Source organism: Streptosporangium sp. NPDC087985 (assembly GCF_044741965.1).
Taxonomy (GTDB): Bacteria; Actinomycetota; Actinomycetes; order Streptosporangiales; family Streptosporangiaceae; genus Streptosporangium.
The window spans coordinates 223,073-247,912 of sequence record NZ_JBIUTQ010000005.1 but is presented as its reverse complement, the minus strand read 5'-3'; the positions used below and the strand labels follow the sequence as shown (position 1 = coordinate 247,912).

The window sequence follows — 24,840 nt, the reverse complement described above, 5'->3', positions numbered from 1 at the left end:
GTTCCCACAGCGCCTCGACGTGCGGCCGGTCGATGGGGCGGGTACGCCCCCGAGGCTCGAACCGCCGACCGATCCCGCCCGCCAAGTCACCGGCCAGATCACCGGCCGGTCCGTTGGACAGGCTGTCGGCCGGACTGTCGGCCGGTCCGCTGGGGAGCCGGCCCTGGGCGGCGGCCCAGGCGGAGAAGGAGCGGACGGCGCCGCGGTGCCGGTTCCACGTCGCGGCGGCGGCGCTCCCCCACGCGGTGGTGAAGACCTCGGCGACCTGCCCGGCGGTCACATCCGACAGCGGGATGTCGTCGCCGAGCTCCCGGCGGAGCCGGCTCATGGTCTGGCCGTAGGAGTGGATGGTCGCGGCGTCCAGGTCGTCCCGGGCGAGGAAGGCGCTCGCGGCCTCGGCCAGGGTGACGGCGGTCCCCGGCGTGGCCGCGCCGGCGCAGGCCGCCGCGCGTTCCAGGAGGATCGTCCGTTCGGGCACGTTGAGGGTGAGGGCCGCGGCGCGTTCGAACTCCCGCCGGGCCTCCTCGTGACGGCCGAGCCTGGCCAGGAGGTCGCCGCGCACGCTGGGCAGGCGGTGGTAGCCCTTGAGCGCCGGTTCGGCGACCAGCGTGTCGGCGAGTGCCAGACCCGCCTCGGGACCGTACGCCATGGCCAGCGCGACTGCGCGGTTGAGCTGCACGACCGGCGTGGGCAGCACTCGGGCGAGCGTCTCGTAGAGGGCGGCGATCTGCGCCCAGTCGGTCTCCTCCGCCGTACGGGCCCGCGCGTGGCATACGGCGATGGCGGCCTGCAGCACGTACGGGCCGAGAGGTCCGCCGGCCTGCCTGGCGCGGAGCAGGGCCGCGAAACCGCGGCGGATGAGGAGCTGGTCCCAGCGTCCGCGGTTCTGCTCGTGCAGTGCGACGGGCTCTCCCGACGGCCCGGTCCGGGCGGCCAGCCGCGACGCCTGCAGCTCCATCAGCGCGACCAGGCCGTGCGCCTCGGCCTCGCCGGGCGCGAGTCCGGCCAGCAGGCGGCCCAGCCGCAGCGCCTCATGGCAGAGGTCCTGGCGCATCCAGCCGTCGCCGGAGGTCGCCGCGTATCCCTCGTTGAACACCAGGTAGATGACCTCGAGAACCGACGACAGGCGCGCGGCCCGCTCCGGCCCCGAGGGGACCTCGAAGGGGACCCGGAGCGCGGCGAGGGTGCGTTTGGCCCGGACGACGCGCTGCGCGACGGTCGGCTCGGAGACGAGGAACGCACGCGCGATCTCCTCGGTGCGCAGGCCGCCGAGCAGCCGCAACGTCAGAGCCACCCGGGACTCGGTGGACAGCGCCGGGTGGCAGGAGACGAACATCAGGCGCAGGACGTCGTCGCCCACCTCGTCGTCGAGGGCCGCGTCGGTGTCGGCCTCGACGGTGTCCTGCCGGGTGGCGAGCTCGTGGGCGAGCTGCTCGTGCCTGCGGTCGAGCCGCTCGCCGCGCCGCAGGTGGTCGATGGCGCGGCGCTTGGCGACGGCCATGAGCCAGGCGCCCGGATTGTCCGGCACCCCTGACTCCGGCCACTGTTCGAGGGCGGCGAGGAGCGCGTCCTGCGCGAGCTCCTCTGCCAGCCCCACATCGCCCACCATCCGGACGAGCCCGGCGATGATCCTCGCCGACTCCATCTTCCAGACCGCGTCGACCGCGCGGTGGGCGTCCCCGGACATCACGTGCTCGATCAGAGCACCCGCCCGGCCGGGTGCGCAAGCGCCCCGATCAGTCCTCCGGGCCGAAGACCTGCTGGATGTTGCCCTCGCCATTGCCGATGATCTTCCAGAAGCGCCGGGAGATCTCGATGGCCTCCTCCTTCGAGCGGACCTCGACGAGCGCGAAGCTGACGATCGCCTCCTTCGCCTCGGTGAACGGCCCGTCGGTGACGGTGATCTCGCCGCCGGAGGCCGAGACGTGGGTGCCCACCGGGTCCAGGCCGCCGGTCGCCAGCAGCACCCCCGCCCGGGTCATCTCCTCGACGAACGCGGCCATCTCCGCATAGACCGTCTCGTCCGGGGGAGTGAGGTTGCCGCCCAGGGTCGTCATCAGGAATCGCATCGTGGTGTCTCCTTCAGGTGATCGTGTGACCGATCCTCGCCGGTCTCTGGCTACGCGTCGACCGAGGTCGGCGGAAATCGACACGTGTCGCCTGACCAGGGCGGATACCCAGATGTGACAGGGAATGCGCTCGGATCCGTCTGTCCGCGGCTACGGCATCGAGGGACTGCTACCGAACTGCGGGCTGGTGCTCTCAGGCCCTCAGGCCGCGGCCGGTCCAGGTTTACGGCCCACTCCGGCGTAGCCGACCGAGGGGTTCGGGTCGTCGAGCGGCGGTGGTCCGTCGGGCCGCCAGTCCTTGGGGAACACCAGGCCGGGCTCGGCCAGCTGGTAGCCGTCGAACAGCCGAGTGATCTCCGCGTGCGTGCGCAGGCTCAGCGCGGCGGTGGCCTGGTTGTAGATCTCCAGGGCCTCCGGCGTGGTGTCCGGCCTGGTGTCGGTCGCATGGCTGACAACGAGGTGGCTGCCCGGCGCGCTCGCCTCGTGCAGCCGCCGGACGATCTCGTAGGCACCCGCGCCGCCGGTGTGCTCGTCACCGGTGTGCTCGTCCGGGATGAAGTGCAGAACGGCCAGCAGCAGGAACGCCACGGGCCGGTCGAAGTCGACGTGCTTGCGCAGCTCGGCCAGGAGCATCTCCGGGGCACGTACGTCGGCTTGGACGATGGAGACGTTGTCGCCGCCGGTCAGTAGTGCCCGGCCGTGCGTGCACACGACGGGGTCGTAGTCCACGTAGACCACGCGGGTGCCGGGCGCGACCGCGTGCGCGATCTCGTGGGTGTTGCCCTGGGTGGGCAGCCCGGAACCCAGATCCACGATCTGCCGGACGCCTGAATCGACCAGATGGCGTACGGCACGCGAGAGGAACGCCCGGTTCTCGCGTGCGGAGTCGCGGGTCCCGGGGAAGAGTTTCATGATCTGTTCGGCTGCGGCCCGGTCAGCGGCGAAATTGTCCTTGCCGCCCAAGTAGTAGTCGTACATCCGGGCGACATTGGGAATGTCGGGGTCGGTTATATCCGGCGCAGCCTGATTCTCCATGTTTTCCCCTGATTTCTCAGCATTCGTCTGCAATGGATCTTAGAGAACCGTCCGTACTTTTGGGCGGATCCCACAGAATCAGGATCACCCGTACCGGCAGAGTCGCTCCGTGTCGTCCTCTTAAGAAGAAAAGACTGGTCAGAGGCGTAAGGTGCTCGTATGGCCGAGCCGCTGCCAGGTCCGCTGGCCCACCTGGCACCGCTGCTGGACCACTATGGCTACCTGGCCGTCGGCGGGCTGATCTTCCTGGAGGACTTCGGCGTCCCCGCCCCCGGGGAGGCGATCCTTATCGCCGCCGCGGTCTACGCCGGGACCGGGAAACTGAACATCGCCCTCGTCGTCCTGGTCGCGGTGGTGGGCGCCGTCGCCGGGGACAACGTCGGCTATCTGATCGGCCGCACCGGCGGCCGGGCCTTCGTGCACCGGTGGGGCCGCTACGTCCTGCTGACCCCCGAACGCTTCCAGACCGCCGAGAGGTTCTTCGCCCGGCACGGCGGCAAGGTGGTCACCATCGCCCGCTTCGTCGAGGGGCTACGCCAGGCCAACGGCATCGTCGCGGGCGCCAGCGGCATGCCCTGGCGTCGCTTCCTGGTTTTCAACAGCCTCGGCGCGGTCCTGTGGAGCGGGGTGTGGGCGACCCTGGGATACGTCGCGGGCACCCACATCGGCGCGATCTACGGACAGGTCACCCGCTACCACACCTACGTCCTCATCGGCCTGGCCGTCCTGGTCGTCGCCTTCATCGTCCGGAGCCTGCTACGACGCCGTCGCGGCGACTGACCCTCGGCGGAAGGCGACCAGCCCTCCGCGCGTGGCCGGGCCGCCGCGCGCCCCGGCCGATCCGCTCAGGAGTAGTAGCCCTCGATGGGGATACGCGCCTCGTCGAACAGCGCCGGGCCTTCCTGGCGCACGCCGGCGTCGGTGGCGGGCGGCTTGAGGCCGGTGAGCTGTTCGGCGGAGAGCGCGAACACGACGCGGCCGAGGCCGGACCGTTCGATGGCGCCTCCGCACATGGCGCAGGGCTGACAGCTGGTGTACATGGTGGTGGTGGCCGCGGCGCCGGGGTCGAGCTCGCGGGCCGCCCATCGGGCCAGCTTCAGCTCGGGGTGGGCGGTGATGTCGGCGTCGGACAGGACCGTGTTGTGGTCTTCGGCGAGCACGCTGCCATCCGAGCCCACCAGCAACGAGCCGAACGGGGCGTCGCCCGTCGCCCGCGACCTGGCGGCGAGCTCGATGGCCCTGCGCAGGAACTTCTCGTCGTCACCTGTCATCAGTTACTCCATTCGGGTGTGAGCTGTGCCCAGGTCCCAGCGGGCGGCCACGGTCGCGAGCGCCTGCCACGCCACCTCAGGGTGGCACGTCTCGCGCGGGTCGCCGTTGAAGGGGTCGAGCAGGACGGTGTCGGCGCCGAGCCGGCGCAGCTGCTCGAAGTCGTCGATGATCTGGTCGATCGTGCCCTCGCCGGCCAGCCGGTCGGGGGCGGTGATCGGCGACTCGACCAGGCGCAGCGCGATGCGGGGGGCCAGGGCGGGTACCGGCCGTTGTCGCTCATCCGCGATGGCCTTCATCCGGTCCAGCGCCTCGCGTAGCCAGGGGAGGGTGAAGCGCAGTGGGTGCCATGCCTCGCCGAGCCGTACCGCCCGGCGTAGCCCGGCGTCGCTGTTGCCGCCGACCCAGATCGGGATCCGCCCGCTGCGGTAGTCCTCGTCGTTGTCCCACGCGGCACGTACCGCCCGGAGGTGGTCGTCGGTCAGCTTCCCGCGCTGCTGGAACGGGACACCGAGCGCGTCGAACTCCTGCCGCGCCCAGCCGACGCCCACGCCGAGGACCAGCCGTCCTCCGCTGAGCTGGTTGAGGTTGGCGGCCATCCGGGCGATGAGCAGGGGATGCCGGTAGGGGACGATGAGTACGGTGGTCCCCAGCCGGACCCGGTCGGTGATACCGGCCAGCCAGGCGAGCGTGGTGAAGGGCTCGTAGAACGGTGCCGGGTACTGCTCAGCGACGTCGGGCGTCACCGCGATGTGGTCGGAGATCATCAGTAGGTCGTAGCCGAGCGACTCCACCGTCTGCGCCCACCGTCGCAGCACGTCGGGACCGGTTCCGGGTCCGAAATTCGGGATGTTCACGCCTATTCGCACCCGTCAAAACTATCCAGCGATCATCCCCGGCTGGAAGAGGTTTCTCCCGGCATGTGGCCCGGCGATCCGTGGATTTGCCGGTACTTTTGCCGTATGACCGAGGAACTTGATCCGACCGACTGGTTGATCCTGGCCGAGCTGCAACGAGAAGGCCGTATCTCCCTCAGCGAGTTGGGGCGACGGGTGAACCTCAGCGCCTCCGCGACCACCGAGCGGGTCAGACGGCTGGAGGAGAAGGGCGTCATCACCGGCTACCGGGCCGACATCGACCTGGCGAAGGTCGGGTTCACCGTGCTCGCCGTGGTGCGCCTCAAGTACCCCGGCAACCAACACCAGCCACTGCACCGGCTGCTGGAGGAGCGCCTCGAAATCCTGGAATGCCTGAGAATCACGGGCGAGGACTGCTACACGCTGAAGGTGGCCGCGACCTCCATGGCCCACCTCGAACAGCTCGTCAACGAACTGACCGAGCTGGGCACCACCACCACCAACCTCGTCTACAACCAGACCCTGCCCTACGGCGGTCTCAGGACGCCCTGACCAGCCGGCTACCCGGGACTCCCGCCGCCCCCTTCCCGCATCGTGGAGACGTTCCGGACGCACGGAATCGACGTGCCGGATCAGCTCCTGAACGGCGTTACGACGGGGTGTCTTTTTCGCCGCGGAGCACCCGGAGCGCCTCCTCGGCCCGGTTCTGGGCCTCCTGATGCGTCAGACCGTCCACGGAGGCGATGAAGGAGACGAAGACGTCCCTGTCGGGGGCCTTGAAGCTGAAGGTGTCTCCCAGCGAGGGGAAGATTCTGCGCGTGAGTTCCATCGTGGACGCGGTTATCTTCTCGTTGGGGGTACTGTCTCCGCCGATTGCCGAGAGCATGCCGAACCATGCGCCGAGGCGCCACGTCAGGGCCTTGGCGAAGGCGATGTTGAACGGAATCCCCACGATGGGAATGGAGCCGACGAGCTTGTCCCAGAGCAGGTCCTGGGCGAGGAAGGGAATGTTCGGCTTCAGGTATTCCTTGGCGGCCTCCGCGGTGATGTGGCCCCTGCCGTAGATGTTCCGTACGTCGTTCCACAGGTCGATGTAGAACGGAATCGCGATCACGTCGACGACCAGGTTCGCTCCGCCGCCGAAGAACCCGCTTGCACCCTGCGCCAACACGTTTCCCGTCGCGAGGGTGCTGGTTCTTTCGTAAACCCGCGCGGCGCGCTCCTCTTTTTCTTTCATATTCCCTTCCGCTTTTTCGTGTCCTGCCAGATGGGGTGAGGTCGGGGGACTGGCCGTACCGAGTGTAGAACGAGGACTGATCTCCGGATACGGTCTCTTTCCCTGGGGCGATGGCCGCCCCGCGGGCTGTTGTCCCCGGCGCGTGCCGCCGGGACCTGACGGCGTCCCTCATCCCTTCAGGGGCCGGCGGGGCGAGAGCGGCGTCCGTGGCGGAGTGGTAAGGCGCCCGGGGCCGGGGGGCAGTGCCGAGCCGATCGGTCAGGCGCCGCCTGACGCGCTCGGGCGGGAATCCAGTCGATTCCTGCTGTGTGGTGAATTTTTCGGACAAAACGATGTCGGATCTGCTAAGAAGATGCCCGGCAAAGATCCGTTTCGGAGAGGGGCATTGTGGGGAGCGACGACAACCAACGGTCGTACGGAGAGGATCTCCGCGAGCAGACCGGCCCGGTGGGGCCCGTGTCGCAGCGTGAGCCTGGCCGCCCGGGGGGCGACGTGTTGTCGGATGGGTGGGGTCCGGGAACAGCTCAGGTGCCGGCCCAGGAGGGCGCCCAGGTGCCTGTCCACGGCGACATCCAGGTGTATGTCCAGAGCGATGTCCCCGTGTCCGCCCAGAGTGACGCGCAGGTGTCCGTCCACGGCGACACCTCGGTGTCCGTTCACGGCGACGAACTCCAGGAGACCGCGGCTTTCGACGAGGAAGACGAGCGCTCCTGGCGCGAGGTCGGCCAGGACACGGAGCAGACGCGCGGCTTCCTGGGATCGGGCTGGACGGGGGAGCCGGACGACGAGAAGCCCCGGGGCCGGGGCAAGGCGCTCCTGACGGTCGCCGCGGGTGTCGTGGTGGTGGGACTCGCGGGCGGCTGGATGCTGTCCTCCACCGCGGGCTCGACGTCGGACGCCGCATGTCCGCCCGGTGTCAACTGCGCGACGGGCGAGCGACCGCAGTCGTATCCGGAGGACTTCCCGGCCGAGGAGACCGAGGAGGCCGAGGAGGCGACGGGGCCCGCCGTCGAGCAGAGCGTCACCCCCGAACCGACGACCTCCTACGCTCAGGCGTCTCGCAGTCCGGTCCCCCGGCCGACGCCGACTCTCAGCACCTCGCCGGTGAAACCGACTCCGGAGTCCACCGGGGAGCGCAGGGACGACAACTCCACTAACGTGCGGTCTCGGTCGCAGATCTCCGCCGAGCCCGTTCCCTCGCAGGCGGCCCAGGCTCCGAGTCAGGACTCCGCTCCCGCTGAGAACCCCGCTCCGAGCCAGAAACCTGCCCCGGCTGAGAAACCTGCTCCGGCCGAGAACCAGGCCCCAGCCGAGAACCAGGCTCCGGCTGAGAACCCGGCTCCGAGCGAGAAGCCGAAGCGTGGTGGAGGCCTGCTCGACTGGCTGTTCTGAGCACTGCCTGTCCTTTCAGCCCTTTTCCTCCATGCAGGTACACGCACCACGCCTGCGGGTCTGCCCCCCGGGCTGACCGGCGCCGCCGCCACCCCGTCGTGGCGAGCGGGAAATGTCGGTGGGCGGCTCTAACGTGTGACACCGGACGACACGGAAGGCGGCACCATGACCACGCGCGAGAGGATCATGACCGGCGAGCGCACCGATCTGCTGCAGACGCTGGCCAAGCACCGAGGCTTTCTGCGTCAGACGGTTCAGGGCCTGACCGACGAGCAGGCGGCGCAGCGCACTACGGTGAGCGAGCTCTGCCTGGGTGGTCTGATCAAGCATGTGGCCCTCATGGAGGAGGGATGGATGCGGTTCGCGGTCGGCGGTGCCAAGGCGCTGGAGAGCGGACCGGACGGCTGGGCAAGCCAGTTCCGCATGCTCGAGGGTGAGACGTTGGCCGGCCTGCTGGCCACCTACGAGCAGGTGGCCGGCAGGACCGATGAGCTGGTGGCGACGCTGCCCGATCTGGACGCGTCCCACCTGCTCCCGACGGCGCCGTGGTTCGAGCCGGGTGCGCGCTGGTCGGTGCGCCGGGCTCTGCTGCACATCATCGCCGAGACCTCCCAGCACGCCGGTCACGCCGACATCATCCGCGAATCCCTGGACGGTTCGAAGACCATGGGATAGCGGACTCCCGTCCGCCGGCCGGGCCGGGACAGGCTGTCAGACCGCCTGCCCGGCCCGTGTCCGCCTGGCGGCGCGTCAATCGACGCGCGCGCAGCTCGGAGCGCTCGCGGCTGCCGTGCCGGTGGCCGCCGCGCTGCTCGCGCTCGCCTGACCGGCGGCGACACCGGCCAGAAGTGCCGCCGCGGAAACGGTCAATCCAACGCTGCGAATGGTCCGATAAAGCATGAATTTTCCCTTCCGAGGTGACCTGAAGGCGGCTCTTTCCCTACCTTCCTCTGACTTTTAGACGTCAGGAATCCTCTCGGAGTTCAGCCTCGCCAATTCTTTATCGGAAAGACCTTTCGATAAAGTAAGATAAATTGTGAATTATGCATTTATGGAAAGCGGGGTCACGGCATATCCCCTGCGGGGAGCAGCCGGAGGTCGTGGGTCGCGTCGGGGCGGCGAACTCCAGCAGCCGGGCCGATGGCGACCGGCATTCCAGCGCGCGTGACGGACACAGCTGCTTGTCATCGTCCGATGCAACCTCTGAACGGGCTCGGCGCATCTACCTGGCGTGAAGCTATTTTTCTTGGAGACCGATGAGTCTCGATGAGGAGTACACCGCCTATGTGAGTGGGCGGCTGCCATGGTTGCGGCAGATCGCCTACCCGCTGTGCCAGGACTAGTGCTGTGACCGGGATGGTTCACCGTGATCGGAAGGCGGCTCGCGGGACGAGCGCACGCGAAACGGCTGGTATTACTGGGGCATGCAGGAAGAGACCGCACGCTCCGCGATCGACACGTTCATCTCCGCGTTCAACGCCTCGGACGACAGCTATGTGACTGCCCTGCTCTCCCAGGCCCTGACCTCAGACGTGGTCTTCTGGGGGCCGTTGGGCCGCAGCGAAGGAATCGCGGCGGTCGAGCGGTTCGTGCTGGACATCCGGCGCCACCCAGCGGGGACCGGCACGATGGTGCGCTGCTCAGCGGTGGACATGCCTGACGAGTGGGCCCGGTACAAGTGGGTCTTCACCACGCCGGATGGAGGCCCCCGCCTGGCGGGAACGGACGTCGTCCATCTGCGGCGGAGCCTCATCGACCAGGTCATCGTCTTTGCGGGGGAGATCGAGGCGTCCGCCTCCTGAGTCATCCTTCTGTCGCTGTCCTTCTCCTGAACTTGCCCCTTCGGCGCTCGGGGGCTGCGGTTCGCAGTTGGTCAGGCTGCGGTGCTGAGGGGGCGTCCGCCCCAGCGGATGCCCTTTTCGCTGCGGATGCGGGCACGTTCCTTGCGTTGGGCGGCGAGTACGTCGGGGTGGCGGGCGTTGGTGGTGCGCCAGCGCAGGTAGCGGTGCAGTGCCTGGGTTTGCGCGGGGTGGCTGCGGTGGTGGGAGTTGGCCAGGGTGAACTGCCGCAGCGGGCCGAAGTGGGCCTCGATCGGGTTGGCCCAGGAAGCGTAGGTCGGGGTGAAGCACAGCTCGACCTTGTTCTTCTTCGCCCAGCGGCGGATGTCCGCGCCGGTGTGGGAGGAGAGGTTGTCCAGGATGATGTAGATCGGGGCGCCGTCGGGTCGGGCGGCGCGGATCGACTTGAGCGCGGCCAGGGTGTTGGCGGTGCCCTTGCGGCGGCGGTTGACGCCCCACAGGCGGTCGTCGCCCACGGAGTAGCAGCCGTGGAAGTAGGTGACGCCGTGGGTGCGGCGGTAGGTCGCCGGCAGCCGGTTGGGCTTGCCCTGCTTCGCCCAGCAGGAGCCCGCGATGGGCCGGATCCCCAGGGGCCCGAACTCGTCGAAGGCGAAGATCCGGTCCGGGAAGCGGTCCAGCACCTGCTCGATCCGGTCGAGCTTGGCATCGCGATCAGGGTCGGGTGACTCCTTCCAGGTCTTGGTGCGCTGGAAGGTGATGCCGCGGCGCCGGAGCAGGCACCGTAAGGCTTCACGGCCGATGCGGATGACACGTCCGTGCGCTTTCCGCAGGTAGGCGGCGAGTTTGCGGATCGACCAGCGGGTGAAGGGCTGGTCGAGCTTGCTGGGACGAGTGGTGGCCGTCCGGATGACGAAGTCCTCGTCGTCACGACTGAGTAGGCGGGGACGGCCTCCCGCCCACTGAGGGTCCAGGCAGGCCAGGCCGATCTCGTTGAAGCGGTGGATCACATCGCGCACGGTGTCCTCGTCGGCCTGGACCAGCTGGGCGATCACCGGCACCCGGTTCCCGCCCGCCGAGGCGAGCAGCATCATCGCGCGCCGGTAGCGCACCGAACTCGTGCTGCCCCGGCGCACGATCTGCTGCAGCTTCTGCCCCTCCTGGTCGGTCAGTCTGCGTACACGGACAGGCTCAGCCACCGCGCCTCCAGCGATCGGATCGGACGTCACCGCACATCCAACCGTCGCGACCACCAACCCGGCGAACCTTCACGGTCACAGCACTAGCCCGGACGGAAGCGGCCTGCGGCTCCGCTGCTCCAACGCGGTCAGGCAGGTGTTGGTGGCGATCTGATACAGCCAGGTACGCAGTGAGGCGCGGCTCTGGTCGTACCGGTCGTAAGCCCGCCAGGCGCGCAGCAAGGTCTCCTGCAGCAGATCCTCCGCATCGTGGACTGAGCCGAGCATCCGGTAGCAGTACGCCAGCAGCTCCCGTCGGAACGGATCGGTCCGTATCGCGAAGTCCTCGCTGGTCGCCATTCCCCTACAACCCCCTCAACATCTGCTCGCCTACACCATCCAGGCAGCCGACTGGAAGCCATTGGTCCCGCAGTGGCCAGATTCCTCGGAGGCGACCGATGGCTCCTCGCGGCCTATCACAACTGCCCCGCCTGAGAGCCTGCGTGGCTGGGGCCAGGCTCGCAGCCGCGCTGATGTGATCGAGTTCGGAGCGTCGCCCTGTCGACTTCCCACCACACGCTGCGGTGTACGCCTTCTTCCTGCGCTGGAGCGCTCGGGGCCTGCCGCAGCGCCTGGCTGACCGGTTGCGAGGCCGGATCCGCATCGCGGCCGGGCGCGGCGACCTGCCCACGGCTGCGATGATCGATTCCCAATCCACGGCGTGGCCGTAGCTGTCGAGCAGGAGTCAAGTTCATCGGTCAAGTTGGGCCTTCTCAGCCACCCGGTCGGCGGGTTATCAAGAGCCTGAGAGCACACGCGCGCCATCCCCGCTCACGACCACCCCTCCGATGTGGATGAAGGATGACATGTACCGGCTATGGGCAATGATCGTACGGGCGCTCTGCATTATGGCTCTGGTCGCGACCGGGCTCGCCACGGCCGCCACAGCCGCTGCGGCGGCCGAGCCTCCCCGCTGGGGGTTCGCTGTCATCAGGACCGGCCCCGTCGCAGACTCCCGCCAGGCGGGCTCGTGGGCGGACGGGCTCCAGGTCGAGGCCACCCCGGGCGGCCCCGGCCAGGTGTTCGTGAAGTTCCCGCAGATCGGCATGGCCGCCGGGGGAGTCGCCCACGTCACGGCGATCTCCCAGTCCGCCGACTGGTGCCAGGTCCAGGACTGGTGGCAGTCGGGCGCCGACGAGATCGTGGCGGTGCAGTGCCACCGGTACGGTGTGGGCCCGATCGCCTCGTGGTTCTCCGTCACCTTCGGGTACAGCGCCCAGTACCTGCCCGCGCCCCAGGCGTTCGGGTACGTGCACTGGGACGGCTCCGCCGTGGCCGCGCAGTTCAACTCCTCGGCGCCGACCGCCGTGAACACCGCTGAGCCGTTGACGACCCCGGGATCGTGGCGAGTCACCCTGCCGGGGCTCGGCTCGTCGGGCCACGCCGGGAACATCCAGGTCACCGCGGTCGACCCGGCCGTACCGGCGCGCTGCAAGCTGGGCGGATGGACCGCGACGACGGCCGCGCAGACCATCATCGTGCGCTGCTACGACGCCACCGGCACACCGCTGGACACCGGGTGGAGCCTGACCTACCACCGCGAGCGGGCCATCATCTGGACACCCCAGCCGTACCGCTCCGCCTACACCTTCGACAACGCCCCCGATACCCCGGGCATCTACCTGCCGACGCCGTACCCGGTCAACTACAACTCGCAGTCCGGGGGTGTGCAGCTCAGCAGGTACGGGGTCGCCAGGAAGCAGGTGATCTTCGGCGACGTCAGCGGATCCCGGACCAACGTCCAGGTCACCGCGTTCGGCTACGGCCCGGAGTTCTGCAACCTGCTCGCCCCCTGGGAGCTGTACTCGACGTACGTGAGCATCCGGTACGTCACCTGCTACAACGGCGCCACCCAGGTCGACCACCCGGCGATGATCACGTACGTGGCCCGCTAGGGCCTGTTCTGAGTTCGGATCTTTAGAGGTCGTCTCATTTGGTGAGGCGGCGGTAGCGGACGAAGAGCGATCGCGTTGTGGTGTCGGGTGAGGTCTGCGTCAGTTGAGCCTTCTGCCGGGCCTGAACGGGCAGACGGTGCACCGGCGTTTCGCCGAGTGGAGCACGGCCCGGATGCGGGCCAGGCTCGGCCTCCGAAGAGGATGAGTGCATCCCCCAGAACGCATCGGAGCTCGAACGGGCGGTGAGCCCTGATCATGAGCCTGACGGCTCCCCGTCCGGCAGGTTGAATGCGGTCATGTGTTTGGTCGACAGCCCCTGCCTAGGCTTTGCGGGCGAGCAGTTGAATCTCCTGGAACTGCCGTCGGTCGGTGGGCTGAGGCTCGCGAACCATCCGGGCTACCTCGACCAACCCGGACTCGCGCAGCATCGCGGCGAGGTGATCAGGCCACCACCGATAGGCCGGCGCGACTGTGTGATCGAAGACCTGCGTCGGGTGAGACGGATCATCGCTTGCCGAAAAGCCGACCAGAAGGTGGCCGCCAGGTGCCAGCACACGGTGGAACTCCGCCAGGATGACGGGGAGTTCCTGCGGCGGAGTGTGGATGATGGACCAACGTGAGAGTACGCCGCCCAGCACGCCGTCAGCGATGTTCAACGCGGCCATCGAGCCCACGTCGAACCGCAGGCCCGGATAGGCCTGTCGAGCCAACTTGATCATCGCAGGAGAGGCATCAACACCAAACGCCGCCAGCCCCAACTTGTCCAGATAAGTGGTGATATGGCCAGGCCCACACCCCAGGTCCGCGACCTGACCGTCCCCACTTGCGCTTACAACCTCGGCGAAGGCACTCAAGATCGCGCGGTCCAGGGGCCTGTCATGCAGCTCGCCGCGGAACAGCTCCGCATACACGGCGGCGGCAGCGTCGTAAGCCTCGCGGGTGGCACTGAGGGCATCGTGTTCGACCATGCCCGCGACAGTAGTTCCTGGCGCTGAGGCGAGCCGAGAGAATCACGATCTTCCCTCCCGTCCGTTCGCCCGGGCTATCGCTAGTTCAGACCGTCATAACCACCCCGGCCTCGCCGGGTGTGGCGTGTCCGGGGACCCTGCGTGAGGTCTATCGCGGTCTCGCTGGTCACCTATTAGGATACGACTGTATCCATTCGGGAGATGGGGTCACCATGCGCATTCCTGACCGGCCGTCCGCCTTCACGAGCGACTCTGCCCGTGACAAGTACTACGCCGTCTATGACCGAGTGCTCGGCGAGCCAGGCCGCTCGGTCCAGAGGCAGCCGCTCGCGACCAGTGCCGAGGTCGGCGGCTGGCTCACCGACGTCCTGGCCGCAGTCGGAGTCGAGCGCGCACACGTGGCGGGTTTCTCTGCCGGCGGCTGGACCGCGGTATGGGCCGCGGTGGAACAGCAACTCGGCGGGGGCGGCCGGGTCGCGGCGCTGACGCTGGTGGATCCGGGCGGATTCGCGCCGATAACCGGGCGGTTCGTCCGGTGGGCCGCTGCCGGCGCCATCGCCTCCATGCTTCCTCGTACGTTGCGACACCGCATGGCCGGCGTAGTGGACAACGGGGTGCTGCGCGAGGATGGGCTGGTGAGGCTGATGCGGGCCGGCTGGTCCTTCCGTCGGCGCGTGCTCATCCCGCCCGCCTACACCGACGAGCAGATACGCGAGCTGTCCGTGCCCGTACAGGTGCTGCTGGGCGCCCGCAGCACGCTGCACGACGCGCAGGCGGTGGCCGCGCGGCTGGCCGACATCGCGCCGTCCTGGCGGGTGGAGATCGTGCCCGGCACCGGACATTCGCTGCCCGTCGAAGCTCCGGACCTGGTCGCCGAGCGGATCCTCACCTTTCCCAGCCAGGTGCGGCCCGGGAGCGCAACTCCGAAGCACAGCACGGACAGCAGGTAGGAAACGGCATGCCCCGACAGGTAGATCATGATGAGCGGCGGCGCCAGTTGACCGAGGCGCTGCTGCGCATCGCCAGCACCCGCGGCCTGCAGGCAGTGTCGATGCGTGAGATCGCCGCCGAGGCCGGGGTCTCGCTGCGCGTCGTCCAGTACTACTTCACGAACAAGCAGGCCCTGCTCGAGTCCGGCCTCACCGAGCTGGGTGCCCGCATGGACCGCCGGGTCAAGCAGCGGGCCGCCGCTGCCACGGGCGAGCTGACACCACGAGGCGTTTTCGCCGCCGTCCTCGGCACGATCCTGCCCTTCGACGAGCAGAGCAAACTGGACTCTATGGCCTGGACCGCCTACTACACCGCCGCCCTCACCGACCCGGCGCTCGCCGCGGTCGGGCTCACCCTGCCCAACGCACTGGAAAACTTCCTCACCGTACGGTTGACCGCCGCGCAGCAGGCCGGGGACATCGCCCCCGATCGTGACCCGCGTACCGAAGTCGCCAGCCTTCTGGCTCTCGCCAACGGCCTGACCTCCAGTGTCCTCAGCCGACAGCGCAGCCACGAGGCCGCCACCAAAATCATCGACTACCACCTGGACCGCCTGTTCGGACCGGCAACGGCTTGACTCAGCGGGACCACTGCGGTTGAGGGGCATAGCCGGCGGCGTTCCAGGCCGAGTGGGCGAGTGTACTGTCGTGCAGGACCATGGCATCGGCCCGGAAGGCGCCAAAGCTGGTGAAGCGGCCTCTGCCTTCGCCAGCAGCGCGGTGGCGATGCCCTTGCGGCGGGTTGTGTCCACGGACGTGGTGTACGGACTCTCCTGGGCCACTCCTGGGCAGGTTCGGTCGCTCGTCGCGGTAAAGCCGACCGCCCTCAGACGACCTTCGGCAACGTGAAGGCCGACGTTCTGGAGCGCTTCGTCCCCGGCTACGTGCGCCCGAACTTCGTCAAGACCATCGAGAACTCCGGCTGGCCCGAGTAGCCAAGGAGTATCCGACCGCCGGCCACGGCCTGTTTGTCACCCACGAGGACCAGCTCAACGCCGACATCCTTGAGTTGATCAAGAGCTGACCCCGGGGCGGGAACGACGGTCCCGCTCGTGCCTGGCGAGCAGGCCGGAACGGAAAGGCCCCGTCGGCGACGGGACCCTATCTCGTCTACGTCAGTTGTCGAACTCGCCGATGTGACCGCCGTTCAAAGCGACATCGCCGCACCTTACATGACATTGGTGATGGCTCTTGTCGTTGTAATGACAAAGAGCCAGTAATCATCTGTGCGGTGGCCCATTCGGAGCGGGACCGGCACGGGGTTGTGGGGTATGGAGGTTGACGTCGCCTGTTTCCAAGCAGACGGAAGCGCGCACCGCCAATTGATCCGAACGGGCAGGTCTACCACGAAATGATTCGTCACTGTGCGGAGAATCCGCTTGGCAGTGTGGTCACCAACGCGCGGCGGCTGACGCTGACCGTGCTTGCGCTTCTGATATCGGGGGCCATCGCGTCGCTGCCGGCAAGCGCGAATGTAGTGGCGATGCATCAGGCCTCCTGGAGGGCGGCCATCCCAATGGATGACGGTCCCATCAACAGCGGCAACGGAAACGGCAGGAACAACAAGAACGATTCGTCATCAAACAGCCCAACCATCATGCGCGGCACGCAGCAGATATCGATTAGCATTAGCGGAAGAAACAACATTCAGTCTGCTTTCTGCAAGAATAACGCCAGCTGCTGTAAGATCCTCCAGAGGATCAAAACATCTCCCTGGTGGTAATCGCCCATCTGCCGCCGGGCCGCATCTCGGGACCGCCTTCCGGGATGTGATCATCCAGTCCCTAATGGCGCAAAAGCCGCTATTCCACACCACCCGGCCTTGTAACGAGATTGACGGCTTTCATCACTCCCCACGGCAATAATGTGGTAATAACCTGCATCTTGATCACCGAGAATGCGATCATCGCCCCGATGAAGAGTATGTTGACAAAGGGGTCAGATCCGAGGGCTGCCCGCACTAATTTGATTCACCAAGGGGCGATAAAAGAATGATTTATCAGCATGACGACAAGGTGCTCAGAAGAAAAAGCCTGGCCGCGCACTTTCTTATTGGTGTTTCCGCTTCGGCTGTATTCATCGGGGGTATCGTATCTCTCCCGGCAAGCGCAAACGTGGATCCCATCAAGAAGGAACGTAAGGCAAGGATCATCGACACCGATCATGACAGTGACGGGGACCCCACCGGTGACGGGAACAACAAGCGTAACCGTAACATCTTGTCCGTGAGGAGCCCCGCGCAAAATCGCGGCTACCAGCATGCGTCGACCAGTACCGCGGAGGGGGGGATCAACATTCAGAATTCCCTGTGCAAGAATGTTTTGATCTGCAACATAACTCAGAAGGTCATCGTGATCGCCCCCGAGAAACCCAAGACGGCTACTCCGGAACCCGAGAACACCAAGGTGGCCACTCCAGAACCCGAGAAACCCGAGACGGCTACTCCGGAACCCGAGAACACCAAGGTGGCCACTCCAGAACCCGAGAAACCCGAGACGGCTACTCCGGAAAAGGCAACCACCGTTACGCCTGCGCCACAAAAGGTCGACGCGCCTGCACCGGAAGCGGTTGAAACACCTGCTCCAGAGAATGCCGGTCCATGAACCTCCGGCATGGGTCCATTATTTTGTCTGAGCGCGACGATCAATGCGGCCGTCGGCCTGCCGGTCGATTCCGCGTCGCTGCGCGTTACGGGGGCGTGGGCGGGCAGGTGCAAGACGGTCAGTCAGGCGGTGCGGGTCTCGATCTCGGCACGTATCACTCGGGAAGATGCTGGCGAACGTTGTTCCACACCATTGGTTAAAGGCGTGGCGGCGCTGCCCCTCCAAGCTTGCGCCGCCACGCCGGTTTGTTAGGTGAGTTCGAACCAGATGACGGTGCCGTGGGGGTCGCGGTGGAATCCCCAGCGGGTGGCGAGGGTGTTGACGAGGGCGAGGCCCCGGCCGCCGGTGGCGTCGGCGTCGGGGTCTCTGGGGCAGGGGATGGTCAGGGAGCCGGGGTCCTGGACGGTGATGAGTACGCCGTGGGGGAGAAGGGTGACGGTGAGGAGGAATTCCCGGGGTCTGCCGGTGGGGCCGGTGGGGTGTTCGACGGCGTTGGTGGCGAGCTCGCTGGTCAGCAGGATGGTCTCGTCGAAGCAGGGGTGGCCGTCGCCGAGGATCTCGGCGACGAAGGCGCGGGTGTGCCTGACCTGGCTGGGGGAGGCGGGGAAGCGCCGGGAGATGACCAGGTGGTTCTCGGCTGCCCGGTTCAGGGGCGGCGGCAGCATCGGGGCGGGTCGGGCCGGACTCAGCGGGTCGGCTGCGATGGACCGGAACCGGTCGGTGAACGCTCCGGCGAGGAGGGAGAGCAGGCGGGGGGCCGTCATGGGCGGTTACCTCCGTCCGCGGGCGGGGTGGTCCGAGGCCGGGGGCGGATGAGGACGCCGGACGGGGCGGGGGTGAGGTGGGAGCGGCACTCTTCTATCTGCTGGAGCTGTGCGGCCAGCTCGGTGAGAGTGTCGGCTTCGATCAGGCCGAGGTGCTGCCGGCACCAGACGGGGGCCAGTGCCCACCAGTGCCCGGTGGCTCTGCCGTACCAGGGGTGCCAGCTGGGGAAGCGGAGCCGCAGCGCGCGTACGGCCTCAGGGTGTACGGCTTCGGCATGGGGACTCTCCTGGGTGGAGACGTCGTGTTGAGGGCCGGTCGGGGCGCTGCCGGGCAGGTATCCGGGATCGTCCTCAACGGGTGACAAGCTCATGGCGCCGTCCCCCTTCTGTGCGAAATCCGTACCCGCTGGACGTGGCCCTGGCCGGAGGGTGCGCGCCGGGCGGTGCCGGATGGACGTACGGCGTCGCGGCCGGTCGCAGGGGACGGCTCCGGGATGCGAGAGGGGAGTGCGGCCGGGGCGGATGCGCTGTGGCGGGGGCCGACAGCGGCGCGCCGGGCCGGCCGCACAGGCCGAGGCGACGGCGGGCCTTCATCCGGGCCTGGACCTGGGCGGGGGTGGGCTGTTCCCACAGGTGCTCGGGACGGTGCGGCAGGCTGGCCGCGTCATGGGCGTACGGCGGATGGCCGCACCAGCGACAGCCCAGCGGAGAGGGCGGCTGTTCGGCATGCCAACGGACCTGGATGATCCTTACGCTTCTACTAAGGTTGGCCACGGGTCGCACCTCCACGTGCGATCAAGGCTCTGTCAGGTGACGCACTCGCCTGGCAGAGCCGTTTTTGTAGCGTTCTTGGTTTTGGTGGCAGTGCTGGATGGGTTTAATCCCAGCGCTGCGCATATGGGGTGACTAGCTCCACGATGAATAGCTCGCTGAGAGTTCAGAGGGTGCATTACATGAGAGTCACGCCCGAATCACCACTGGTGATGGATACTCTTCACATGGTGGCCGTCTGTCGCAGAATTTTCAAGGCCAAAATTCTATTGCCATAATTGTCTGGTTTGGGCGTCCCAATTCGTGTGATTTGCTCGCCCCGCATACGAAGGTAGGTCCGATGGCCGGTAGTCCTACTGTCAAACGGCGACGTCTCAGTGCCGAGCTCATCCGGTTACGCGAACAATCTGGCCTTACACATGATGAAGTCGCCAAACGCCTGGAATGGTCGCGTGGTCGCCTTACCCATATGGAGCAAAACAAGTGGGTTCTACCCGATATTGGAAATATTCGTCTCCTGCTGGACGTCTACGACGTCACTGATACCGCAGTACGCGAAGCGATACTCGATCTCGCCCGGCAGTCTCGCGAGAAGGGCTGGTGGGCGAAGTACAAGGATGTATTCGGCGGTAGCCTCCCCGGCTTCGAGGCAGAGGCAACCCAGATCCGCACCGTCGAGCTGGTAACCATCCCCGGACTGCTCCAAACGGCCGGCTACGCCACGGCGGTCTTCCAGGCCGGGCAGGTTCTCGATCAAACCGCTGTCCAACGACGCGTTGAGGGACGACTGGCCCGGCAAGCGGTCCTCGATCGCGACGACCCGCCGCAACTTTGGGCGGTCATCGACGAGGCGGCGTTGAGAAAGATGGTCGGCGGCCCCAAAATCATGGCCGAACAGCTCAGTCACCTGGTCGATATGGCAACGCGATCCAACATCGCTGTTCAGATACTCCTCGACTCGACCGGCGCACATGCGGCGATGGGGAGCGGGTTCGTCATCCTGGACTTCGCGGGCGATCTGGATCCGTCGATCGTCTACCTGGAGACACCAACAGACAACCTTTTTCTGGAGAGACCAGAGGAGGTTCAGGCGTATACGCTCACTTTTAACCGCGTTGTCGCGGCTGCCCTGACCGTCGAGCAGTCCGTGGACTACGTGGCCTCCCTGGTTGACCAGCTACAGCATGAGTAGAGGCGAGAACCGTGGAACGAATCCCTCCGGCGCTGGTTTGGCGTAAGAGCAGCCAGAGCGCTCAGCAGGACAACTGTGTGGAGGCGGCAGGCCTTCCCGGCGGAGGCCGTGCCGTACGGGACAGCAAGGATCCGAACGGGCCGATGTTGCGTTTCACCAGTTGTGAATGGCAGGCGTTCATCGGCGGCGTCAAAAACGGAGCCTTCGACGACCTAGTGCGCTGACCAGCGGCTCGGGAAACCCCTGTTCGAACAGAACGCGGGAGCTGTACGGCGGGCCGTCCAGGGATTTATATCGGGTGATGGGCCAGAACGAAGAACATCCCCGGCTGGTTGCCTACGGGCAGAACGCCGAGGACGTGGTGTTGATGCGGGCGTTTGCCGATCGACGGGACGGATTCTTCGTGGACGTCGGAGCAGGGGAGCCGGTCCGCGGTTCGCTGACGAAGAACCTGGTCGACCGGCTGGGATGGCGCGGGGTAAACATCGAGCCGCTGCCCGAGCGCTTCGACCAGTTGCGGCGCCGGCGGCCGGGGGATGTGAACATCCGAGTCGCCGTGGATGTCAGGCCGGGGACGGCGACCTTCTACCGCATCCTTCCCCAGGGGCAGCCTCCGGACATGCTCGGGTTGAGCACCCTCGAACCGGCGATCGCCGAAGCGCATGACCGTCGCGGTGCCGGGGTGGAGGAACTGGACGTCACCGTGGTGACCCTGGAGTCGATCCTGGTCGCGCACGCATCACCGGGATTCGACCTGCTGAAGGTGGACGTGGAGGGCCGGGAGGCGGCGGTGCTGGCATCGGCGGACCTCGCCTTCTGGCGTCCCCGGGTGGTGGTGGTCGAGGCGACCGTGCCGGGGACACCCGAGCCGAGCCACCAGGAATGGGAGCCGGAGCTGCTGGCGGCCGGTTACGCGCTCGCACTGTTCGACGGGCTGAACCGCTTCTACGCGCGGGACGATGAGCCCGAGCTGATCAACCGGCTGTCGGTGCCCGCGAATGTGTGGGACCGCTGGATCCCTTGGGCGTGTGCGTGGCGTGCGGGACTCGAACTCTGATCAACCCCGGTCGGCCGGTACGGCCAGCGGCAGGAGGGCGGGAGCGTTCGCTGCCAGCCAGTCCGTGAGCCAGCGGGCGTCCTCTGCCGGCCCCTCGGCCCGGACGTCGATCAGCCTGCGCAGGACCATGAGTGACAGAAGGGCGTCCAGAGCGTCCTGGTCGACCGCGCCGATGCCGTACCCCTCCAGCAGCCAGCGCGGATGAGCGCCGCGCGGCAGGTCGACGGCCAGGCACCAGGCGAGATCGAGCATGGGCGGTCCGACCTCAATCGCACCGGGATCGAGAAGAGCCCGCAGCTCATCGCCCTCGAACAGGGCGTTGTGGCCCACGGCGACGTCCCCGTGGATGGCCGTCATCGGCTGACCCGCGCACACCTGGTCGAGAATCCGGGAGATGGCCGGATAGGTGTGCGGGGTGAGCTTGCGGGCGGAGCCGAGCATCACTCCGAGTGCGCCGGGATCGTCCAGGCGGAGTCCTCCCTGATCCCCGGCATCGTGCCAACGGCGGATCTGTTCGCCCACCTGGCGTTGCTGCGAGGGGGTGGGGTGCTCGCCCGGTGAACCGTCGATCTTTTCCAGCACCAGCCACCATCGAGGCCCGGACGCGGTCTCCACCGTGCCCGAGTCCAGCAGGGCGGGAACTCTGAGCCCCGCGTGTTCACGCCTCGACTCCATCCGGAGGGCGGTCTCGAAGCGCTCGTGCAGGCGGTGCTGCACCTTGACGGCTGTCCGGTGACCGTAGACCACCGTCGCCTCAGAAGAGTGAGAGCCGGCGAGACCGTCGAACGCCGCGCTCTTGAGCGCCGTGGCAAGCGTCTCCGCGATCTCGGTATCCGGAACGTGGCCGGTGGGGATGTAGCCCCGCCTGTCATCGACGTCCAGCCGGCCACAGGTCGAAGGCGAACTCCGTGCCGCGCTCATACCTGCGTCCCGCCTCCCGCTCGCAGCCGATCGAGTGGCCGAAACCACCGCTCCCGTGTCATATCAGGAAGATCCAACCACCCTATGCCCGCGAAGTCGTGCAGCTCCGGTCGGCCGATCCAGAGTGCTGTGACCGCCGCCCACACGGGCAGGAAAGGCTCCGCGACATCCGCCGCCTCGGCGAGGCGTACCGTCAGTTCCCGGGCTTGCTCGTCGCGGCCCTGCGCGATGAGCTGGAGGATCTCGACCACGTCGATGGGGATGAGTTCGGCGGAGGCGCCGACGGCTTCGAAGGTCCGGCGGGCCTCGCCGAGCAGGTGTACGGCGTTGCCCCAGTCTCCCCGCATGGCGTGGGCCATGGACGCGGCCATGTCGCACTGGGCCAACCCCACCACCTCCCCGAGTGACTGATTGAGCTCGCGGGCCTCCGGGATTGCCCGCAGAGTCCGGTCGGGATCGAACCACATGCAGGAGAGAGCCAGATGGCGTGCGGCCCGCGCGGCCCAGAGCGGCACCTCCGCCTGTCGCGCCTGGGACAGAACCTCCGTGAACAGCTCCGCGGCCTCCTGGAATCGGGCGTTGTGGAGATACACGTGGCCCAGTAGGTCGCCGGTGCCGATCCTCTCCAGTCGTGTCGCAGCAGACCTGCCTTCGATCCGCTGCACGACGTCGGTGTAGCGGCTGCGTCGGAAGGCGTTGCCTGCCAGGTCGAACCGGGAGGCGACGCCGATCGGCGCGAGAGGGTCGGTGACCGCCTCGAAGTGGCGGTCGGAGTCGGGCAGAGCACCGGTGAACTGGGCGAGGTTGCCGAGCTCGAAGTGGAAGTAGTCGGCATAGGGGCCGGCGTCCACGTCTCCGACTGTGGCTTTCATCGCCGTGTAACGTCGCGTGGCGTCCTGTCCTGCCTGGGCGGTCAACCTGGCGACCGCGGTGAGTTCAGCCAGCTCCGGAGGCGCACTGCCCACCAGCTGTGGCAGCGAGGCCAGCACCTGCCAGTGCCCCAGGTAGCGCAGGGTGTAGGCCATCTGTCCCAGACCGGGGGACAGGACGCCGTGCTCGGCCGCGCCGTACAGGGCGAGGAGAAAGGCGGCGACGGTACGGCGGCTGTGATCGGCGGGGGTCAGTCCGGTCGGCGGGTCGTCGTTCCAGATCGACAGGGTGAAATCCGTCAGGTGGGTGAGAGCCCGTGACACCCGGGTCCGCCGCTCTCGGGTGGTCCATCCGTCCGAGGTGTGCGCGTCGCAGCCGGTGACGCCACGACGGAGGTTCTCGTGCAGACGGCAGGGGGGCCACACGGTCGGATCGTGGCGCACGAACCTCCGTGCGATGAAGTCCTCGATCCGCCTGCCACGGGCCTCGGGCAGGACGGCTGCCAGAAGCTGGTCGTCGAAGGCTTCCAGCAGCGCGGCAGCTCGCAGCAGGTCCCTGTCTTCTGCTGACAGGTCGCGCATCATCCGGAGGACCAGCTCGGGGAACGGCTCGCCGAACATCTCCGGTTGCGGAGCTTCTCCCCGGACCAGGTGCTGCTCGAACAGGCCCGTCGACAGCTCCAGATACAGCGGGGATCCCCCCGAACCGGCGACGATCCGCTCCCGCAGTTCGGCTCCGATGGCCGGCTCATCGTCGACGGTCAGGCGCTTCCGCAAGAAGAGGTCGGCCTCCGGCGGTTCGAGGCCGTCGATCGGGAACTGGTCGGACTTCCCGTCGGTACCGGCCAGTCCCGGCCATCGCTGTGCCCCGCCATAGGTCAACCCGACGCTGCGCACCGGTTCGTGCCATCGCAGTGGCCTTCTGCTCCCGACGGTGAAGAACACGTTCGGAAGGAGGTACGCCATCCGGGCGACCAGGTCTTCCAGACCACCTCGCTCGGGCGGCAGGGTCTGCACGTTCTCGAACGTGTCCAACACGCAGAGCGCCAGCACCTGTCTCTTCTGGCGTATCCGTTCCAGATCCGCGCTCAGCAGGATCGGCAGGTAGCCGAGCATCTTGTCCGGGTCCGTCTCCTGCAGGATCGGGCCGAACGCCGGGAGGTCGCGCCGGAGTCGCTTCAGAGCGGCCGACTGCCGTGCGGAGGTGCCGACCAGATCGAGAACCCGGTAGGCGGCAGTGACGACACCCAGGCCCGCGAACAGGCCGTCGATACTGGAGGCGACCTGCTCCGACAGGCGCAACGAGTCGGCGACCGCGCCGATCGACGAGGACCTGTCCAGAAAGCGGACCAGAGACTCACCGGGGTGCTTGCGCTCCCAGTACGCCGAGAGTGCGATGTCGAACGCGGGCCACGACCTGCCCAGACGTCCCAGTGCGGCGCGTACCCGCAGCAGCACCGTTTCGAAGCTCTGGCTCGACAGGTCGGCGAAATCGATCACGGCGACTGAACAGTCCTTCGGCAGGCCGTCGAGCTTGCCGTCCTGGGCGAGCCCCGCGAGATGGCGGATCAGCGTGGACTTCCCGATCCCGCCTTCTCCACTAAGCGCCATGACGTTGCGGACGGGCCGCTGGAAGTCCATCACCTCCGCGACGGGCCACTTCAGGGCCAGGTGGCCGACGAGGCGTTCGTGGAAGGCGCGGATGTACCCCTCGCGATCGGTGAACACCCGATTCGCCTTGAATGGCACCTCAGGTCCGAGTGTAAAGAACTGGTCAAGGTCCACCCAGACAGAGGATCACCAGGGGTCGGGGAAGTAAAGACGGACCGGGAATCTGGTTGGCGTATGTGTCAGGCGGGATCTCCTGGCGTCTCCGCTGTCGGCTGGGGCAGCGGACGTATCTGTCGGAGCTCTGTGT

Annotated in this window: 25 protein-coding genes and 2 pseudogenes; 13 read left to right on the top strand and 14 right to left on the bottom strand. The window is 67.4% G+C overall.

Going from position 1 to position 24,840, the window contains the following annotated elements:
• Positions 1-439: 439 nt before the first annotated feature.
• From ACIN94_RS14270 to ACIN94_RS14260, 3 genes and pseudogenes are all read right to left on the bottom strand, one after another.
• Positions 440-1,687 (bottom strand): annotated as a pseudogene (locus tag ACIN94_RS14270) (RNA polymerase sigma factor); the annotation flags it as partial.
• A gap of 49 nt (positions 1,688-1,736) precedes the next feature.
• On the bottom strand, positions 1,737-2,069 hold the full coding sequence (locus tag ACIN94_RS14265) for a YciI family protein (RefSeq protein WP_400704790.1): 333 nt from the start codon (positions 2,067-2,069) through the stop codon (positions 1,737-1,739).
• A 201-nt stretch (positions 2,070-2,270) separates the two neighbouring features.
• A complete protein-coding gene (locus ACIN94_RS14260) occupies positions 2,271-3,104 on the bottom strand; it encodes an SAM-dependent methyltransferase (protein ID WP_400704787.1) in 834 nt (277 codons plus the stop codon).
• A gap of 159 nt (positions 3,105-3,263) precedes the next feature.
• On the opposite strand from ACIN94_RS14260, the gene ACIN94_RS14255 reads away from it, so the two are divergent.
• The gene (locus tag ACIN94_RS14255; protein WP_400704784.1) at positions 3,264-3,884 is read left to right on the top strand and encodes a DedA family protein; all 621 of its coding nucleotides are present in this window, start codon (positions 3,264-3,266) and stop codon (positions 3,882-3,884) included.
• A 65-nt stretch (positions 3,885-3,949) separates the two neighbouring features.
• Here ACIN94_RS14255 and ACIN94_RS14250 read toward each other — a convergent pair whose 3' ends face one another.
• Together ACIN94_RS14250 and ACIN94_RS14245 are read right to left on the bottom strand one after the other, a co-directional pair.
• A complete protein-coding gene (locus ACIN94_RS14250) occupies positions 3,950-4,375 on the bottom strand; it encodes a nucleoside deaminase (protein WP_400704781.1) in 426 nt (141 codons plus the stop codon).
• A gap of 3 nt (positions 4,376-4,378) precedes the next feature.
• Positions 4,379-5,230 (bottom strand): LLM class flavin-dependent oxidoreductase, encoded by an 852-nt coding sequence (locus ACIN94_RS14245; RefSeq protein ID WP_400704778.1) that lies wholly within the window; start codon positions 5,228-5,230, stop codon positions 4,379-4,381.
• A gap of 105 nt (positions 5,231-5,335) precedes the next feature.
• Between ACIN94_RS14245 and ACIN94_RS14240 the strand changes: the two genes are divergently transcribed.
• A complete protein-coding gene (locus ACIN94_RS14240; protein ID WP_400704775.1) occupies positions 5,336-5,782 on the top strand; it encodes an Lrp/AsnC family transcriptional regulator in 447 nt (148 codons plus the stop codon).
• Positions 5,783-5,879: 97 nt separating this feature from the next.
• On the opposite strand, the gene ACIN94_RS14235 is transcribed toward ACIN94_RS14240, so the two are convergent.
• The gene (locus ACIN94_RS14235; RefSeq protein WP_400704772.1) at positions 5,880-6,467 is read right to left on the bottom strand and encodes a hypothetical protein; all 588 of its coding nucleotides are present in this window, start codon (positions 6,465-6,467) and stop codon (positions 5,880-5,882) included.
• 528 nt (positions 6,468-6,995) lie between these two features.
• Here ACIN94_RS14235 and ACIN94_RS14230 point away from each other — a divergent pair.
• Entirely contained in the window at positions 6,996-7,859 is an 864-nt protein-coding gene (locus ACIN94_RS14230; protein WP_400704769.1) for a hypothetical protein, read from the top strand.
• Between the two features lie 165 nt (positions 7,860-8,024).
• Positions 8,025-8,534 (top strand): DinB family protein, encoded by a 510-nt coding sequence (locus ACIN94_RS14225; protein WP_400704766.1) that lies wholly within the window; start codon positions 8,025-8,027, stop codon positions 8,532-8,534.
• A 75-nt stretch (positions 8,535-8,609) separates the two neighbouring features.
• Here ACIN94_RS14225 and ACIN94_RS14220 read toward each other — a convergent pair whose 3' ends face one another.
• Positions 8,610-8,759 (bottom strand): hypothetical protein, encoded by a 150-nt coding sequence (locus ACIN94_RS14220; protein WP_400704763.1) that lies wholly within the window; start codon positions 8,757-8,759, stop codon positions 8,610-8,612.
• 524 nt (positions 8,760-9,283) lie between these two features.
• Between ACIN94_RS14220 and ACIN94_RS14215 the strand changes: the two genes are divergently transcribed.
• Positions 9,284-9,661 (top strand): nuclear transport factor 2 family protein, encoded by a 378-nt coding sequence (locus ACIN94_RS14215; RefSeq protein WP_238576850.1) that lies wholly within the window; start codon positions 9,284-9,286, stop codon positions 9,659-9,661.
• Between the two features lie 71 nt (positions 9,662-9,732).
• On the opposite strand, the gene ACIN94_RS14210 is transcribed toward ACIN94_RS14215, so the two are convergent.
• Positions 9,733-10,854: an IS630 family transposase gene (locus ACIN94_RS14210; RefSeq protein ID WP_400704759.1), complete on the bottom strand. Its 1,122-nt coding sequence runs from the start codon at positions 10,852-10,854 to the stop codon at positions 9,733-9,735.
• Between the two features lie 84 nt (positions 10,855-10,938).
• A pseudogene (locus ACIN94_RS14205) lies at positions 10,939-11,193 on the bottom strand (sigma-70 family RNA polymerase sigma factor); the annotation flags it as partial.
• A gap of 548 nt (positions 11,194-11,741) precedes the next feature.
• Between ACIN94_RS14205 and ACIN94_RS14200 the strand changes: the two are divergent.
• Complete coding sequence (locus ACIN94_RS14200; protein ID WP_400704756.1) at positions 11,742-12,788, top strand: hypothetical protein; 1,047 nt, start codon at positions 11,742-11,744, stop codon at positions 12,786-12,788.
• A gap of 320 nt (positions 12,789-13,108) precedes the next feature.
• Here the strand turns inward: ACIN94_RS14200 and ACIN94_RS14195 are convergent, their stop codons facing one another.
• Complete coding sequence (locus ACIN94_RS14195) at positions 13,109-13,756, bottom strand: class I SAM-dependent methyltransferase (protein ID WP_400704753.1); 648 nt, start codon at positions 13,754-13,756, stop codon at positions 13,109-13,111.
• A gap of 212 nt (positions 13,757-13,968) precedes the next feature.
• Here ACIN94_RS14195 and ACIN94_RS14190 point away from each other — a divergent pair, with 212 nt between their 5' ends.
• The 4 genes from ACIN94_RS14190 (at position 13,969) to ACIN94_RS14175 (ending at position 17,348) form a co-directional block, all read left to right on the top strand.
• The gene (locus ACIN94_RS14190) at positions 13,969-14,706 is read left to right on the top strand and encodes an alpha/beta fold hydrolase (RefSeq protein ID WP_400704750.1); all 738 of its coding nucleotides are present in this window, start codon (positions 13,969-13,971) and stop codon (positions 14,704-14,706) included.
• Positions 14,707-14,714: 8 nt separating this feature from the next.
• Positions 14,715-15,323, top strand: a complete 609-nt coding sequence (locus ACIN94_RS14185; RefSeq protein ID WP_400704747.1) for a TetR/AcrR family transcriptional regulator — start codon at positions 14,715-14,717, stop codon at positions 15,321-15,323.
• A gap of 809 nt (positions 15,324-16,132) precedes the next feature.
• Positions 16,133-16,468 carry a hypothetical protein gene (locus ACIN94_RS14180; protein WP_400704744.1) on the top strand — a complete coding sequence of 112 codons (336 nt, stop codon included), beginning with the start codon at positions 16,133-16,135 and terminating at the stop codon, positions 16,466-16,468.
• Positions 16,469-16,736: 268 nt separating this feature from the next.
• Positions 16,737-17,348 carry a hypothetical protein gene (locus ACIN94_RS14175; protein WP_400704741.1) on the top strand — a complete coding sequence of 204 codons (612 nt, stop codon included), beginning with the start codon at positions 16,737-16,739 and terminating at the stop codon, positions 17,346-17,348.
• Between the two features lie 248 nt (positions 17,349-17,596).
• Here the strand turns inward: ACIN94_RS14175 and ACIN94_RS14170 are convergent, their stop codons facing one another.
• Together ACIN94_RS14170 and ACIN94_RS14165 are read right to left on the bottom strand one after the other, a co-directional pair.
• Positions 17,597-18,112, bottom strand: a complete 516-nt coding sequence (locus ACIN94_RS14170; protein WP_400704738.1) for an ATP-binding protein — start codon at positions 18,110-18,112, stop codon at positions 17,597-17,599.
• On the bottom strand, positions 18,109-18,483 hold the full coding sequence (locus ACIN94_RS14165) for a hypothetical protein (RefSeq protein WP_400704735.1): 375 nt from the start codon (positions 18,481-18,483) through the stop codon (positions 18,109-18,111). The genes ACIN94_RS14170 and ACIN94_RS14165 overlap by 4 nt, the downstream gene beginning before the upstream one ends.
• Positions 18,484-19,223: 740 nt before the next feature.
• Between ACIN94_RS14165 and ACIN94_RS14160 the strand changes: the two genes are divergently transcribed.
• From ACIN94_RS14160 to ACIN94_RS14150, 3 genes are all read left to right on the top strand, one after another.
• Positions 19,224-20,075 carry a helix-turn-helix domain-containing protein gene (locus ACIN94_RS14160; protein WP_400704732.1) on the top strand — a complete coding sequence of 284 codons (852 nt, stop codon included), beginning with the start codon at positions 19,224-19,226 and terminating at the stop codon, positions 20,073-20,075.
• A gap of 11 nt (positions 20,076-20,086) precedes the next feature.
• Complete coding sequence (locus ACIN94_RS14155; protein WP_400704729.1) at positions 20,087-20,299, top strand: DUF397 domain-containing protein; 213 nt, start codon at positions 20,087-20,089, stop codon at positions 20,297-20,299.
• Between the two features lie 77 nt (positions 20,300-20,376).
• The gene (locus ACIN94_RS14150; RefSeq protein ID WP_400704726.1) at positions 20,377-21,132 is read left to right on the top strand and encodes an FkbM family methyltransferase; all 756 of its coding nucleotides are present in this window, start codon (positions 20,377-20,379) and stop codon (positions 21,130-21,132) included.
• On the opposite strand, the gene ACIN94_RS14145 is transcribed toward ACIN94_RS14150, so the two are convergent.
• Both ACIN94_RS14145 and ACIN94_RS14140 read right to left on the bottom strand, forming a co-directional pair.
• Positions 21,133-22,053, bottom strand: a complete 921-nt coding sequence (locus ACIN94_RS14145) for a phosphotransferase enzyme family protein (RefSeq protein WP_400704723.1) — start codon at positions 22,051-22,053, stop codon at positions 21,133-21,135. It abuts the gene before it with no gap.
• Positions 22,050-24,650 (bottom strand): hypothetical protein, encoded by a 2,601-nt coding sequence (locus ACIN94_RS14140; protein ID WP_400704720.1) that lies wholly within the window; start codon positions 24,648-24,650, stop codon positions 22,050-22,052. Before ACIN94_RS14140 ends, ACIN94_RS14145 begins: the two co-directional genes overlap by 4 nt.
• Positions 24,651-24,840: the final 190 nt, after the last annotated feature.

Coding starts and splice junctions, on each gene's coding strand:
- ACIN94_RS14265 (WP_400704790.1), bottom strand. CDS start 2,069: ATGCGATTCCTGATGACGACCCTGGGCGGCAACCTCACTCCCCCGGAC.
- ACIN94_RS14260 (WP_400704787.1), bottom strand. CDS start 3,104: ATGGAGAATCAGGCTGCGCCGGATATAACCGACCCCGACATTCCCAAT.
- ACIN94_RS14255 (WP_400704784.1), top strand. CDS start 3,264: ATGGCCGAGCCGCTGCCAGGTCCGCTGGCCCACCTGGCACCGCTGCTG.
- ACIN94_RS14250 (WP_400704781.1), bottom strand. CDS start 4,375: ATGACAGGTGACGACGAGAAGTTCCTGCGCAGGGCCATCGAGCTCGCC.
- ACIN94_RS14240 (WP_400704775.1), top strand. CDS start 5,336: ATGACCGAGGAACTTGATCCGACCGACTGGTTGATCCTGGCCGAGCTG.
- ACIN94_RS14235 (WP_400704772.1), bottom strand. CDS start 6,467: ATGAAAGAAAAAGAGGAGCGCGCCGCGCGGGTTTACGAAAGAACCAGC.
- ACIN94_RS14225 (WP_400704766.1), top strand. CDS start 8,025: ATGACCACGCGCGAGAGGATCATGACCGGCGAGCGCACCGATCTGCTG.
- ACIN94_RS14220 (WP_400704763.1), bottom strand. CDS start 8,759: ATGCTTTATCGGACCATTCGCAGCGTTGGATTGACCGTTTCCGCGGCG.
- ACIN94_RS14215 (WP_238576850.1), top strand. CDS start 9,284: ATGCAGGAAGAGACCGCACGCTCCGCGATCGACACGTTCATCTCCGCG.
- ACIN94_RS14200 (WP_400704756.1), top strand. CDS start 11,742: ATGGCTCTGGTCGCGACCGGGCTCGCCACGGCCGCCACAGCCGCTGCG.
- ACIN94_RS14195 (WP_400704753.1), bottom strand. CDS start 13,756: ATGGTCGAACACGATGCCCTCAGTGCCACCCGCGAGGCTTACGACGCT.
- ACIN94_RS14190 (WP_400704750.1), top strand. CDS start 13,969: ATGCGCATTCCTGACCGGCCGTCCGCCTTCACGAGCGACTCTGCCCGT.
- ACIN94_RS14185 (WP_400704747.1), top strand. CDS start 14,715: ATGCCCCGACAGGTAGATCATGATGAGCGGCGGCGCCAGTTGACCGAG.
- ACIN94_RS14175 (WP_400704741.1), top strand. CDS start 16,737: ATGATTTATCAGCATGACGACAAGGTGCTCAGAAGAAAAAGCCTGGCC.
- ACIN94_RS14170 (WP_400704738.1), bottom strand. CDS start 18,112: ATGACGGCCCCCCGCCTGCTCTCCCTCCTCGCCGGAGCGTTCACCGAC.
- ACIN94_RS14165 (WP_400704735.1), bottom strand. CDS start 18,483: ATGAGCTTGTCACCCGTTGAGGACGATCCCGGATACCTGCCCGGCAGC.
- ACIN94_RS14160 (WP_400704732.1), top strand. CDS start 19,224: ATGGCCGGTAGTCCTACTGTCAAACGGCGACGTCTCAGTGCCGAGCTC.
- ACIN94_RS14150 (WP_400704726.1), top strand. CDS start 20,377: ATGGGCCAGAACGAAGAACATCCCCGGCTGGTTGCCTACGGGCAGAAC.
- ACIN94_RS14145 (WP_400704723.1), bottom strand. CDS start 22,053: ATGAGCGCGGCACGGAGTTCGCCTTCGACCTGTGGCCGGCTGGACGTC.